Origin of the sequence: Streptomyces sp. NPDC079020, from assembly GCF_044542225.1 — a bacterium.
Taxonomy (GTDB): Bacteria; Actinomycetota; Actinomycetes; order Streptomycetales; family Streptomycetaceae; genus Streptomyces.
This window is the reverse complement of the sequence record NZ_JBITUB010000009.1, coordinates 21,191-36,176: the sequence shown is the minus strand read 5'-3', so window position 1 is coordinate 36,176 and position 14,986 is coordinate 21,191. Positions and strand designations below refer to the sequence as shown.

The window sequence follows — 14,986 nt, the reverse complement described above, 5'->3', positions numbered from 1 at the left end:
GTTGAGCACCGCAAGCGTGCCCTCGGACGGCCTTCTCGCCCTGACCAGCGCCCAGTTGGGCATCTGGAACGCACAGCGGCTGGAGCCGGACTCGCCGTACTACGTGGTCGGCGACGTGGTGGAGATATCCGGCGGCGGGAGCGTCGACGCCGCCGCGCTGGCCGAGGCGGTCAGAGCGACCACGCAGGAGGCCGAGACCCTGCGGCTCCGGGTGTACGACACCCCCGAGGGGCCACGCCAGGCGGTCGGCCGGGAACCGGTCGAGCCGCCCGAGGTGGTGGACGTCAGCGGTGCGGCCGACCCGGTGGCCGCAGCCCACGCCCTCGTCGAGGCCGAGCGGGCGCGGGTGGGGGAGGCCTGCCGGGGCATGGTGGACCGGCCGCTGTACGCACGTACCGTCATCCGGCTCTCCGACCGGGAGGTCTGGTACACCCAGCTCGGCCACCACCTGGTCTTCGACGGCTACACCGCGGCGATGCTCGCCCGCCGCACCGCCGCCCGCTACACCGCCCTGGTCCGGGGGACCGAACCCGCGAAGTCCACCTTCGGCGGCTTCGCCGCGCTCGTCGCCGCCGACCGCGCCTACCGGGACAGCGACCGGTTCACCGAGGACCGCGCGTACTGGGTCGAGCGGTTCACCCCGCTGCCCGACCTCGGTGACACCGGCACCGAGACCGGTCCGCCCGACCGCACCCTGACCGCCCGTGCCGTCGTCACGCCTCAGGAGACGGCCCGGCTGCGCGCGTTCGCCGGCACACAGGGCGTCACCTGGGGTGAGGCACTGATCGCCGGATACGCCGCCTTCCTGCACCGCATGCTGGGCCGCACCGACATCGTGTTCGCGCTGCCGCTGATGTGCCGGACCGGCTCGGCCGAGCTGCGTACCCCCGCCATGGCCGTCAATGTGCTCCCGCTGCGGGTGACCGTGCGCGGCGGCGACGGGCTCGGGGAACTGAGCCCGCGGGTCGCCGCCGCCATGCGCGAGATGCGCGAACACCAGCGCTACCGGGGCGAGGACCTGCCGCGCGACCTCGGTGCGCCCGGCGCCGGCGCGCTGCTGCACGGACGCGGGATCAACCTCAAGGCCTTCGACCTGGCACTCGACTTCGCCGGGGCCGGCGGTGTGATGCGCAACGTCGCGGGCGGTCCCCCCGAGGACATGGGCCTGAGCGTCCTGCCGACCCGTGACGGCGGGCTGCTGCTCGGCTTCGAGGTCGACGCCCGGTCCAAGGACCAGGCCGCGGTCGACGGCCTGCTGTCCGGGTTCAGGACCCTGCTGTCCGGATTGATGGACGGACTGCCCGTCGGACGGATCGCCCTGACCGGCGGCACGGACGGGCCGCCTACGCACTGGTCCCCGCCCGCGCTGCCCGGCACGCCGATGGACGTGCCGGCCGCGTTCGACGCGATGGCCGCCGCCGGTCCCGGGCGCACGGCACTGGTGTGCGGGGAGGTCCGGCTGTCCGCGGCCCAACTGGCGGAGCGGGTGCACCGGCTGGCCCGTGCGCTGCGCGCCCGCGGCATCGGCCCCGACGACATCGTGGCGCCAGCACTGCCGCGCTCCGCCGATGCGGTGGTCGCCCTGCTGGCGGTACTGGACGCGGGCGCCGCGTTCCTGCCCCTGGACGCCGCGTACCCGCCCGAGCGGCTGCGTGAGCTGATCGACGACACCCGGCCCGCGCTGGTGCTGACCGCCGGAGCGGTCGACGGGCTGTCGTGGGACACCCTGCTCGGCGAGGCCGCCGGGCTGTCCGGTGAGCCGCTGACGGCCGGTGAACTGGCCGCGCCCCGGCACCCCGAGCACCTCGCCTACGTGATCCACACCTCCGGGTCGACCGGGCGCCCCAAGGGGGTGCTCGGCCGGACCGGCGGGCTCGCCGCACTCCTGCACCACCAGCGGTCCACGGTCGTCGCGGAGGCGGAGCGGGCCGCGGGCAGGCAGCTGCGAGCCGCCCACACCTACTCCTTCGCCTTCGACTCCGCCCTCGACCACCTGGTGTGGCTGCTCTGCGGCCACGAACTGCACGTCTACGACAGCGAGACGGCCCGCGACGCCGACGCCCTGCTCGCCGCCTACGCCCGCGACGGCATCGACATCGTGGACACCACCCCGTCGATGGCCGCGCCTCTGGTCGACGGCGGCCTGCTGGAACTGCGCCCGGCGCTGCTGGTCCTCGGCGGGGAGGCCACCCCGCCCGCGCTGTGGCGCAGGATCGCCGATTCGGGCATCACCGCACGCAACATGTACGGGCCGACCGAGGCGACCGTGGACAGCACCACCGCGCGCGTCGACGGCGACGGGCCGACGATCGGCCACCCGCTCGCGGGCACCCGGATCCACGTCCTGGACAGCGCGCTGCAACCCGTACCGCACGGCACGGCCGGCGAACTGTACCTGGCCGGACCGCACCTGGCCCGCGGTTACCTCGGCAGGCCCGGGGCGACCGCCGAGCGCTTCGTCGCCGACCCGTTCGGCGCACCCGGCGAGCGGATGTACCGAACCGGCGACCTGGCCCGGTGGGTGCCGGGCCGCGGACTGGACTACCGGGGCCGGGGCGACGGACAGGTCAAGATCCGCGGCCACCGGGTGGAGACCGGCGAGGTCGAGGCAGCACTCGCCGCCGTGCCGGGCGTCACCGCCGCTGCCGTCGGCATCCGGTCCAAGCGGCTCGTCGGCTACGTCGTGTCCGCCTCGGTCACCGGGGACGAGGCACGTGCCCACCTCGCCGGGCGGCTGCCCGAGCACATGGTGCCCGCGGCGGTGGTGGTGCTGGGCGCGCTGCCCCTCACACCCAACGGCAAGCTCGACCGCGCCGCCCTGCCCGCACCCGCCCTGCCCGGCGGCGGCCGGGAGCCGGGCACCGAGCGGGAGCGGCTGCTGTGCGCGGTCCTCGCCGAGGTGCTCGACGTCGAACGGGTCGGTGTGGACGACGACTTCTTCGCCCTCGGCGGCGACAGCATCACCGCGATCACCGTCAGCAGCAGACTGCGTGCGGCGGGTCTCGGGCTCCGGCCGCGCGACCTGCTGGCGCGCCGCACCTTCGCCGCGCTGGCCGCCTCCGCCGAACTGCTGGAGGACGTGACCGGACCGGCGGACGACCCGACCGGACCCGTTCCCGCCCCGCCGATCGTGCGCGGTCTGCTCGACCCGCATCCGGACGTGGACACCGTCGCCGGCTACGCGCAGTGGACCGCCCTCGGCGTCGGCGAACTCGGCCACCAGGACCTGACCACGGGTGTGCAGGCCGTGCTCGACCACCACGACGCACTGCGGCTGCGGGTCGCCGACGGCCTGGAGGTACTGCCCCGCGGCACCGTGCGCGCCGTCGTTCTCGAGGTCCACGGCGAGGACGTGAACGCCCTCGCGGGGCGCCTCGCGGGTGAACTCGACCCGCGGACGGGCGACCTGCTCCGGGCGGCCCTGCTCCGTACCGCCGACGGCACACCGGACCGCCTGGTCGTCGTCGTGCACCACCTCGCCATGGACGGCGTGTCCTGGCGCATCCTGCTGCCCGACCTGCACAAGGCCTGCACGGGCGGCACTCTCGACCCGGTCGGGACGTCCTGGCGGCGGCACGCCACGCTCCTCGCCGAGCAGGGGGCGTCCGGCGCGCGCCGGGGCGAACTCGACCACTGGCGTACCGCGCTCGCCTCCGCCCCCCGCCTGGGCGCCCGGCCGCTGGACCCGGCCGAGGACACCGTCTCGACCGCCCACCGGTCGGTCACCGTGGCCTCGCCCGAGGTCACCGAGGCGCTGCTCACCACCCTGCCCGCGGCCTACCGCGCCGGAGCCGACGAAGTGCTGCTGGCCGCACTCGTCCTCGCCCTGCGCGGCTGGGGCCTGCCGGACGACGCCGTGACCGTGTCGATGGAGGGCCACGGCCGTGAACACCTCGACCTGTCCCGCACGATCGGCTGGTTCACCAGCGAATACCCGGTCCGCGTCCCCGCGTCCGACGACGTGGGGCAGACGCTGCGCGCCGCCAAGGAGGCCAGGCGAGGCGTCCCCGACGGCGGCATCGGCTACGGAGTCCTGCGCCACCTCGACCCCGAAGCCGGCGCCGGACTCGCGGCCACCCCGCCCCCGGACGTCCTGCTGAACTACCTGGGCCGCTTCGCCCCGCTCACCGGAACCGGATGGCACCTGCCGCGGCACGACGCCTTCTCGGTGACCGAGCCCGGGGCCAAGGCCCTGGAACAGGTGCTCGCGCTCAACTGCTTCGTCCACGAGAAGGGCGCGCCACGGCTCGCCGTCGAGTGGACGGCCGCGACCCGGGTGCTCGGCACCGATGCCGTGGCCGCGCTGCAGAGGGCCTGGACCGCGGCGCTGGACGCGCTGGCCGAGCACGCGCTGCACACCACGGGCGGACTCACCCCCTCGGACCTCCCGCTGGTCGGCCTCGACCAGACCGCCATCGACGCCCTCGAACGCACCGGCCGCATCACGGACGTGCTGCCCGCCACCCCCCTCCAGGTCGGGCTGTCCTTCCACACCCTGCTCCGCGACGACCACGACACCGACGTCTACGTCGTCCAGGCCGTGACCACCCTGGCCGGCCAGCTGAAGCCGGACCGGATGGCCGAGGCCGCACGCGAACTGCTGCGCCGCCACCCCGCCCTGCGCGTGTACCTGGGCACGGCGGGGGACGAGGTCGTCCAGGTGATCCCGGCCGATGTCGCCCTGGACTGGCGGGAGGCCGACCGGTTCCCCGAAGCGGCCCGCGCCGATCTGGAGCGGCCGTTCGACCCGGCCCGGCCGCCGCTGATCCGCTTCCTGCTGTCGCGTGTCGGGCCCGCCGAGCACAAGTTGGCGATCACCAACCACCACGCCCTGCTCGACGGCTGGTCGATGCCGCTGGTCGGCCGCACCCTGCTCGCCATCTATGCCGAGCTGAGCGGCGGCCCCGCCGCCCCCGCCTCCCCGCCGCTCTCGGAGTACTTCCGGTGGCTGGCGGGCCGGGACCGGGAGGCGTCCCTCGACGCCTGGCGGGACGCGCTGGCCGGAGTCGACGACGCGACCCGGCTGGCACCGGCGAGCACCGGGAGCACGGTGGAGCGGCCCGGCCGCGAAACCGTCGGTCTGGGACGCGAGTTCAGCGACCGGCTGCGGGCGTTCGCCCGCGAGCAGGGCGTCACCCTGACGACCGTGCTCCAGACGGCGTGGGGCCTGCTGCTCGGCCGGCTCACCGGGCGCCGCGACGTCGTGTTCGGCTGCCCGGTGTCCGGGCGGCCCGCCGAGGTCGACGGCGTGGAGTCGATGATCGGTCAGCTCGGCACCACCATCCCGGTACGTGTCCGGCACACCCAGGACCTGAGTGTGCGCGACCTGCTGGCGCGTGTGCACGCCGAGAGCGTCGCCCTGAACGAGCACCACCACGTCGGACTGCCCGCGATCCAGCGGGCGGTGGGCATCGGTGAACTGTTCGACACGATGCTGGTGATGGAGAACTTCCCGCTGTCCAGCCGGAAGCGCACCCCGCTCGCCCCCGGACTCGACCTGGCCGGCGTGGACATCACCGATGCCACCCACTACGCGCTCACCGTCATCGTGATCCCCGACGACGAGATCACGATCGGCCTCGGCTACCAGCCGGGCGCCTTCGGCGGGGACACCGTGCGCGACCACGGCCGCTGGCTGCACAACCTCCTGCGGGAGATCGTCGACGACCCGGCGCGGCCCGCGCTCCGGCTGCCCGCACTCGGCACCGACGAGCGGCGGCGGATGCTGCGTACCGGCACCGGGACCGTCGCCGCCCGGAGCCGGGGCCACTGGCTGGAGGAGTTCGCGGCCCAGGTGCGCCGCAGGCCCGACGCCGAGGCACTGGTCTGCCGCGACCGCAGCCTGGACTACGCCGAGCTGGACCGGCGGGCCAACCGGCTCGCCCACGCGCTGATCGAGCGCGGTGTACGGCCCCAGGATCCGGTCGCCGTCCTGCTCGGACGGGACATCGAGATGACCGTCGCGCTGTTCGGTGTGGCCAAGGCCGGCGCGGTCTACGTACCGATGGACACGAGCTACCCGCAGGAACGGATCGCCTACATGTTCGACGACATCGCCCCGGCCGCGGCCGTGACCACCGGCGCCGCCCTGCCCGTCGAACGCGGCATCCCGGTCCTGCGGCTGGACGACCCGGCCGCACTCGCCTCCGTACCGGACACCGACCCGGCCGGGGCACGCGCCGGGCTCACCGAGGACGCGCTCGCCTACGTCATCTACACCTCCGGAACCACCGGGCGGCCCAAGGGCGTCGGCGTGACCCACCGGGCCGTGCCCGACCTGATCGCGCTCCAGGAAGAGGTCGTCGGCGTCACCGAGCACGACCGCTATCTGCACTTCGCCTCGACCGGCTTCGACGTCGCGTTCTGGCAGACCATGGTGCCGCTGCTCTCCGGCGGTACCTCCGTGATCGCTCCCGAGGAGGTACGCGTCCCCGGCGACGAACTCCTCGACTACATCACCGAGCACCGCGTGACCGGAGTGAACCTGCTGCCGTCGTTCCTGGCCGCGATGCCCGACGACCGCACCGTCGACCCCGACGTGTTCTTCGTCGTCGGTGCCGAGCGCCTCGACCCCGAGCTGGCACGGCGCTGGGGCGAGGGGCGCCGGGCGCTGTTCAACGCCTACGGTCCGACCGAGGTCACGATCAACTCCACGACCTGGCACTACGACCCGGACGACACCGGCCCGCTGCCGATCGGCCGCCCCGACCCCAACGTCCGCGCCTACGTTCTCGACGGCGGACTCCAGCCGGTCGGCTTCGGAGTGACGGGCGAGCTGTACCTCGCCGGGCCGAGCCTGGCCCGCGGCTACCTGGGCCGCCCCGCGCTGACCGCCGCCGCCTTCGTGGCCGGCCCGTTCGGCCCGCCGGGGGAGCGGATGTACCGCACCGGCGACCTCGTGCGATGGCGGCCCGACGGACAGCTGGTGTTCCTCGGCCGCGCCGACCACCAGGTCAAGATCCGCGGCTTCCGGGTCGAACTGGGCGAGATCGAGTCCACGCTGACCGGCCACCCCGACGTCCGCGCCTGCGCCGTGATCGTGCGGGACGGCAGGCTCACCGGCTATGTCATCCCCACCGACGGCGCCGACCTGGACACCGCCCGGGTGCGTGAGTACCTGGCCCGGGAACTGCCCGACCACATGGTGCCGACGGCGCTCGTACCGATCGGCCGGCTGCCGCTGAGCCCCAGCGGCAAGCTCGACGCCGCCGCGCTGCCGGCCCCCGAGACCCTGGCCACCGCACGGCGCGAACCCGCCACCGAGGCCGAAGCGGTGCTGCTCGCCGTGCTCCGGGACGTCATGGGCCGCGAGGACATCGGCCCCGACGACGACTTCTTCGCCATCGGCGGAGACAGCATCGTCTCGCTCCAGGTCGTCTCGCGCGCCCGGCGCCAGGGGATAGGACTGACCGCGCGGGACGTCTTCGAGGGCGAGACGGTCGCCGGAATCGCCGCACGGGCCCGCGCCCTGGACGGCGGAGAGGCCCCCGCCGTCGGCGACGCGCCGCTGACCCCGGTCATGCGGGACCTGCTGCGCCGGGCCGGGACCGCCGCCGACGGGTTCTGCCAGTGGGTGGAGATCTGCGTCCCGCCGGGCGGCGACCAGGCGGCCTGGCAGACCGTGCTCGACGCGGTCCTGGCCCGGCACGACGTACTGCGGGCCCGTCTCGCCGACGACACGCTGCACATCCCGCCGGCCGGCGCGGTGACCGGAGCCGCGGTACTGACCCGGGTGGGGGCGGCGGACGACCTGCGCGCCGCGGCCGACGCCGGGATCGCCGGAGCCCTGGCGTCGATGGACCCGCGCACCGGCCCGCTGCTGCGCGCCGTCTGGGTGGACGCGGGTCCGGACCGCCCCGGGCGCCTCGTCCTGATCGCTCACCACCTGGTCGTCGACGGTGTGTCCTGGCGCGTCCTGCTGGACGACCTGGAGCACGCGCACTCCGGCGGGACCCTGGCCCGGCACGGACAGTCGTTCCTCGGCTGGGCGCGTTCGCTGCGCGACGCCGACCGGCGCGCCGAACTGCCGCACTGGCGGCGGATGACGGCCACCCCGGCACTCACCCGCCCGCTCGACCCCGCCCGGGACACCGTGGCCACCGCGGCGCACCACGAGATCCGGCTCGACACCGAGTCGACCCGTGCCCTGATCACCACGCTGCCCACCGCCTACCGCACCACCCCGGACGCCGTGCTGCTCACGGCGCTCGCCCAGGCGGTACGGGCCTGGCGCGGAACCCCCGAACTGCTGGTCGCCCTGGAGAGCCACGGCCGGCCGCGCCAGGTCGATCTGTCCCAGACCGTCGGCTGGTTCACCGCCGTCCACCCCGTGCGGCTCGACGCGGGCGACGACGTGAAGGCGGTCAGGGAGAGGCTGCGTGCCCAGGGCGACGGCCTCGGCTACGGCATCCTCACCTCGGCGGGCCTGCTGGACCCCGTGGAACCGGAGATCGCCTGGAACTATCTCGGCCAGTACCCCGGAGCCCCGGCCCTGGAGACGCCGTGGCAGGCGCCCCCGGACGCCGGACCGCTCGGCTCCAACGGGTCCGACGCCATGCCGCTGCCGTACGGCCTGATGGTCAACGCCCTGGTGCGCGACGACATGCTCGGTGTCCGGATCACCTGGCCGTCCGCGCTGTTCACCGCCGCCGAGGCCGAGGAACTGGCCGAGGCCCTGTGGGCCGCGCTCCTGCGCACCGCCGCCGCGCCGGAGATCGGGGCACTCGACCCCGACCGCCCGGTCGCCGGGATGCAGCCGCTCACCCCGCTCCAGGAGGTGATGCTGCGGCACTCGCGCACCGAGCGCCCCGACCCGTACACCGTGCAGTCGACGTTCTCCCTCGCCGGAGCGCTCGACACCGAGGCCCTGCGGGCCGCCGGCGCCGACCTGCTGGCCCGGCACCCGAACCTGGGGGCCGCCTTCCCCGCCGACCTGGCGGTGATCCCGGTGGCGCCCCGGCCGGACTTCCGCGTGGCCGACGGACCGGCCGAGGAGGTGCTGGCCGCGGACCTGGCCGAGCCGTTCGACCTCGCCCGCGGTCCGCTCCTGCGCCTGACCGTGATCCGGTGCGGCCCCGGGCGCGCCGACCTGGTCATGACCAGCCATCATGTGCTCTCCGACGGCTGGTCGGCCCCGCGCATCCTCACCGAACTCTTCGCCCTGTACACGGCGCGGCTCCGCGGCGAGGCCCCGGACCTGCCCGAACCCGTACCGTTCGCGGACTACCTGAGCTGGTGCGCCGACCACGAACCGGACCTGGGCGCCTGGGCGGCCGAACTCGACGGTCTGCCCGAGGGCGACTACCTGGGCGGCGGCGAACCCGGTCCGGCCTGGCAGGAACCCGAGCTCATCGAGTTCGACGCGGCACTGGTGGACAGCCTCACACGGCTCGCCGCGCGCCGCGGGCTCACCCGGAACACCCTGGTGCAGGGCGCCTGGGCGGTGCTGCTCGCCCGGCGCTCCGGCCTCACGGACGTCTGTTTCGGCGCCATGGTCGCCTGCCGTCCTGCGGAGCTGGAGGGTGTCGAGGAGATCATCGGGCTGCTGGCCAACACCGTGCCCGTCCGGGCACGGCTCGAAGGCACCCTCGCCGACACGCTCGCCGGTCTCCAGAGCGGGCAGCGGGCGCTGGTCGAGCACCACCATGTCGCCCTGTCCGACCTGGAACGGCTCACCGGGCGGCACCGGCTGTTCGACAGCCTGGTGGTGTTCGAGAACTACCCGGTCGACCCCGACCGTCTGCGCGAACCCGCCCCCGGACTCACGGTCGTCGCCACCCGCTTCCGCGAATCCACGCACCACCCGGTGACCCTGACGGTCATGCCGGACGGCGACGGCTGGAGCGGTGTGCTGGCCCACCGGGCCGGGGTGGACGCCGACGGCCTCGCCGAGGAACTGCTCGGCCTGCTCCGCACCCTGGACACCCACCTCGACGACGACGTGCTCGACCTTCTGGAGGCCCGATGAGCGGGAACGCCGCACCGCCGGAGCGGAAGTCCGCGCCGCCGGGCGAGCGGGTGGACGGACACCTGCTGCGGATCGCGTTCATCCTGGTGCTCGGCACCTTCATGGCGACCCTGGACGCCACGATCGTCAGCGTCGGCATCGACAGCCTGACCGAGGAGTTCGGCGCTTCCGTCGCCGAGATCCAGTGGGTCAGCACCGCCTACCTGCTGGCGGTCGTCGCCGCCGTGCCCGCGTCCGGCTGGCTGGCCGACCGGTTCGGCGGCCGGCGGACCTGGCTCGCCGCCGTGGGGGTGTTCCTGCTCGGCTCGGTGCTGTGCGCGATGGCCTGGTCGGTGACCAGCCTGATCGTGTTCCGGGTCGTCCAGGGCCTCGGCGGCGGGCTGCTGCCCGCGACCGGCCAGGCACTGCTGGCCCGCGTCGCGGGCCCCGACCGCACCGGGCGGGTGATCAGCGTCGTCGCGGTCGTCCCGCTGCTGTCCCCGGTGTTCGGCCCGCTGGCCGGCGGCTCCATCCTCAGTGCGGCGCCATGGCCGTGGCTGTTCCTGGTCAACCTGCCGATCGGCGTGGTCGCCGCGGTGCTCGCCCGCCGCTACGTGCCCGCACTCCCGCCGTCGACGCGGCGGACCGCGTTCGACCTGCGGGGGGCGGCGCTGCTCTCGCCCGGCCTCGCCGTGCTGGTGTACGGGCTGACCGAGGTCGCCCACGGCCGCACGCTCCCGGCCGCGGTCGGTGTGACGGCGGGGCTGGCGATGCTGGCCGGCTTCACCGTCCACGGGCTGCGGACCCGTGGTACGCCACTGGTCGACCCCCGGCTGTTCGCCCGGCCGCCCTTCGGCGCCGCCGCCCTGGCGCTGCTCGTCCTGGGCGCGTCGGTGTTCGGCACGATGTTCCTGCTGCCGCTGTACTTCCAGACGGCCCGCGGGCTGACGGCGTGGGAGGCCGGGCTGCTGCTCGCCCCCCAGGGGCTGGGCGCGGCGGCCGGGTCCGTGCTGGTGACCCGCACCATCAGCAAGGTCGCGCCGCGGACCCTGGTGGTCACCGGCATCGTGCTGATCCTCGCGGGGACGGTTCCGTTCACCCGGCTCGGCCACGATCTTCCGGACCTCGTGATCGCCTCGTCGCTCGCGGTCCGGGGCATCGGCATGGCCATGGTCGGCGCGCCCGTGATGAACATCGTCTACAGCCGCATCGAACCCGAGCAGCTGCCTCGCGCGTCCGGGGCGCTCAACCTGCTCAATACGGTGGGCGGTTCGGTCGGGACCGCCGCCCTCGCGGTGGTCCTGGAGAACCGGCTGTCCGCCCGCGGCCAGGACGTCTCCTCGGCGTTCGCCGACACCTTCTGGTGGGTGCTCGGCTTCTGCCTGCTCGCCGCCGCGGGGGCGAGCAGGCTGCCCCGTACCCGGGCAGGGAAGCCCTGACACCTCCGATGCGGGCATCAGCCGGCCTGCCCCCGCCGCAGTCGCGGGGGCAGGCCGGCGGGGGAGCTCCGGAGACGGCGTCGGGCACGAGGCGCACCGGCGCTCACGCCTCGGGGCAGAAGCGAGTTGGCCGAACAGTGCATAGACCAAATAGGTGACTGAGGCATCTAGTAGGGAGTGATCGGTAGGACCTCTTCCCTTCTGCTCTTGCGAGGCTCGTCATGGCAGACACCGACACCGGCACCGGCGTTCGGACCGGCACCATCGCCTTCCCCCAGGACCGCACCTGCCCCTACCACCCGCCGACGGGATACCGGCCGCCCCCCGGCACGGAACAACGACCGCTGTCGTCCGCCACACTCTTCGACGGCCGGACCGTCTGGCTGGTCACCGGGCATGCCGAGGCCCGAGCACTCCTGGCCGACCCGCGGCTGTCCGCCGACCGGGAGAACCCCGCGTTCCCCATCCCCACCGAGCGGTTGGCGAAGATCGCCTCGCGCCGCGTCGAACTCCTGGGAGTCGACGACCCGGAACACCGCACGCAACGCCGGATGCTGGTACCGAGCTTCACTCTCAAGCGGACCGAGACCCTGCGTCCCCGGATCCAGGAGACCGTGGACCGGCTGCTGGACAGGATGATCGCGCAGGGACCCCCCGTCGATCTGGTGAACGCGTTCGCGCTGCCCGTTCCCTCGATGGTGATCTGCGCGCTGCTCGGTGTCCCGTACTCCGACCACGACTTCTTCGAGTCCCGTTCGCGGAAGTTACTGCGCGGGCCCGGGGCCGCCGACGTCCAGGCCGCGCGGGACGACCTCGACGAGTACTTCCGGAAGCTCATCGCGCACAAACAGACTGTCAGGGGTGAGGGACTGCTCGACGAGCTGATCGCCGGACAGCTCGATACCGGGGCGATCGGCCGCGAACAGCTGGTCCGGCTCGCGCAGATCCTGCTCGTCGCGGGCCACGAGACGACCGCGAACATGATCTCGCTGGGTACCTTCACCCTGCTCCAGCACCCGGAGCAGCTCGCGCGGCTGCGCGGCGAGGAGGAGCTGATGCCGTCCGCGGTGGAGGAGCTGCTGCGCTACCTGTCGATCGCGGACACGCTGGCCCGGGTGGCGACCGAGGACATCGAGATCGGCGGCGTGACGATCAGGGCCGGCGAAGGCGTCGTCATGTCCGCGTCGACGGCCAATCGCGACGCCGCCGCCTACCCCGCACCGGACGAGCTCGACCTCGGCCGCCAGGCGCGCCACCACGTCGCCTTCGGCTTCGGTGTCCATCAGTGCCTCGGTCAGAACCTGGCACGGGCCGAGATCGAGATCGCTCTGCGCTCCCTCTTCGCGCGGCTGCCGGGACTGCGGCTCGCGGCGCCCGCCGACGATATTCCGTTCAAGCCCGGCGACACGATCCAGGGCATGCTCGAACTGCCCGTGGCCTGGTGACACGGCTCTCCGGAAAGGATCCGGCCATGACGCGGATCAGTATTGACACGGATGTGTGCATCGGCGCGGGACAGTGCGCGCTGACCGCCCCGAACCTGTTCACCCAGGACGACGACGGCTACAGCGAGCTGCTGCCGGGTGCGGAGGACGGCGACACCGTCGACCCTCTGGCGGGCGAGGCGGCCCGCGTCTGCCCGGTGCGGGCGATCACGGTGGCGTAGGGCCTGTCCGGCAGGGCGCCGCGGACCGGGGGGATGTGCCGGATGCCGCACGCCGTGCCGGACATCGGCACGATCCCGCCGGGCCGGGCCGGTCGACGGGCCTGGCCCGGCGGGGTGTTCAGCAGGCGCCGAGGTCCTGCCAGACGCCCCACTCGCCGGTGGTGCCGGGCTCCTCGCCCGTCGTCCACCACTTGGCCTTCCAGTTGTGGCCGTTGTGCGACACCTGCTGGTTTCCGGTGTAGACCGTGCCCGAGGCCCACGGAGCGGCCGTGCACTGGTTGCCGTTCCCGCCGGTGACGGTCAGGGAGTACGTCGCCGAGTGCGCGGCCGAGGGGCTCGCGCCGTTGACCGTTATCTCGTAGGTGCCGTTGACGACGGCCGTCGTCGTGGTGAGTGTGAGGGCCGCGGTTCCTCCGGCCGTCACCGAGGCGGGGCTGAGGGAGGCGGTGACCCCGGCGGGCGCACCGCTGACGGTCAGGTTCACGGTCCGGGCGCTGCCCGCGGTCACGGCGGTCTTCACCGTGGTGCTGACGGAGCTGCCGGCCGCGACCGTCGCGGCGGCCGGGGCCGCCGACAGCGAGAAGTCGTCGCTCGGCGCGGTGCTGCCGCTGGTGAAGGGGGCGAAGATGCGGGAGAAGTCCCAGGTGTTCTGCTCGATGCCGGAGCAGTTGTCCGCGGCAGCGCCGCCGGGGCAGCTCCCGTTGTCACGCTGGAGCGCCCAGAAGGAAATCATGTTGATTCCCTTGGAGACCGCCCAGTCGTACACCTGCCGGGCGTTGGCCAGCGTGAAGGTCTCCGCCGGGCCGAAGTCGTCGACACCGGGCATCTCGGTGACGCCGATCATGCCCCAGAGCTGGGCCGGGGTCCTGCCCGGGTAGAGCTTGGCGAGCTGGTTGTACAGCCCCTGGGCGGCGGTCCTGGTGTCCTGCGCCATGTCATGGACGGCATTGTCGTAGTAGTCGAACGTCATGAGGTTGACGACATCGACCTTGGCGCCGTTGGTCACCGCGCTCTTGAGTACGGCGAGACCGCTGGGCGCCAGGCCCTGGGTCGTGGTCGGCAGGGTGTACGAGATCTCCAGCTTGCGCCCGGAGGCGGCGGCCCAGTCCTGGACCTTCTTGATCGCCTTGTTCCGCCGGTCGATACCGGCACTGTTCTCCAGCGCGTCGACCTCGATGTCCATGTCGAGCCGGGGGATGTCGTAGGTCGTGATGACCTTCTGGTAGACGGCGGCGACCTGGTCGACGTCCGAACAGCTGTCGGCGATCTCGGTTCCGGTGGTGTCCGCCGTGTAGCCGCCGAGGGACGGGATGACGTCCCCGCCGCGCCCCTGGATCGTCTTGATGTCGGCGCCGAAGGACGCCGAGGCGATGGGCAGCGAGGTGTCGCCGTTCCAGTAGGCGGTGCAGGAGCCCTTCGTCGCCGTCTGGAGGAAGGCCATCGTCAGGTGCTTGGCCCCGGACTGCGCGCTGAGAGCAGCGGGGCTCTCGCCCGTCCATGACTCGAAGTAGGGGGCGAAGACATGGGCGGGGAGCGGGGTCGCGGCCTGGGCCGGGGCGCCTGAGACCGCGGTCAGGGCCAGGGCGGACACAGCGGTGGCCGCCGCGGTGAGAGCGGCACGGAGGGAACGCATACGTCTCATGGCCATCCAAGAGGTGAGGGGGCGTCAACTGATGTATGACGCGCTGGCGTTGCCCTACGGAATAGCCCCGTGATCATGCGCGTGTCAATGGTCTGAACCAAATGAGGACTAGACCAATTTGTGGCCGCTCCGCACGCCGGAAGGTCGCTCGCGGTGCCGTGTGCGGCAGGGGTGCTGGTCAGGCGGGCGCTCCGGGCTCGGGCTCCGTTCGGATGGGTGGTCGTACCGCTCGATGGCATCGCCGCGCCCTCCCTGTGCGGGCGGATGTGTCTTTGAGGGCTTGCTGGAAGGTG

General features: G+C 73.5%; 5 protein-coding genes. 4 read left to right on the top strand and 1 reads right to left on the bottom strand.

Translation table 11 applies throughout. From position 1 onward, the window contains the following. Position 1: 1 nt before the first annotated feature. The 4 genes from ACIGJO_RS20160 (at position 2) to ACIGJO_RS20145 (ending at position 13,051) form a co-directional block, all read left to right on the top strand. Positions 2-9,967, top strand: a complete 9,966-nt coding sequence (locus tag ACIGJO_RS20160; RefSeq protein ID WP_399959819.1) for an amino acid adenylation domain-containing protein — start codon at positions 2-4, stop codon at positions 9,965-9,967. Further along, entirely contained in the window at positions 9,964-11,385 is a 1,422-nt protein-coding gene (locus ACIGJO_RS20155) for an MDR family MFS transporter (RefSeq protein WP_399959817.1), read from the top strand. The genes ACIGJO_RS20160 and ACIGJO_RS20155 overlap by 4 nt, the downstream gene beginning before the upstream one ends. Before the next feature lie 221 nt (positions 11,386-11,606). Then, entirely contained in the window at positions 11,607-12,830 is a 1,224-nt protein-coding gene (locus ACIGJO_RS20150; RefSeq protein ID WP_399959815.1) for a cytochrome P450, read from the top strand. 26 nt (positions 12,831-12,856) lie between these two features. Continuing rightward, positions 12,857-13,051 (top strand): ferredoxin, encoded by a 195-nt coding sequence (locus ACIGJO_RS20145; RefSeq protein WP_399959813.1) that lies wholly within the window; start codon positions 12,857-12,859, stop codon positions 13,049-13,051. A gap of 118 nt (positions 13,052-13,169) precedes the next feature. On the opposite strand, the gene ACIGJO_RS20140 is transcribed toward ACIGJO_RS20145, so the two are convergent. Continuing rightward, positions 13,170-14,693, bottom strand: a complete 1,524-nt coding sequence (locus ACIGJO_RS20140) for a chitinase (protein WP_399959811.1) — start codon at positions 14,691-14,693, stop codon at positions 13,170-13,172. Positions 14,694-14,986 lie beyond the last annotated feature (293 nt).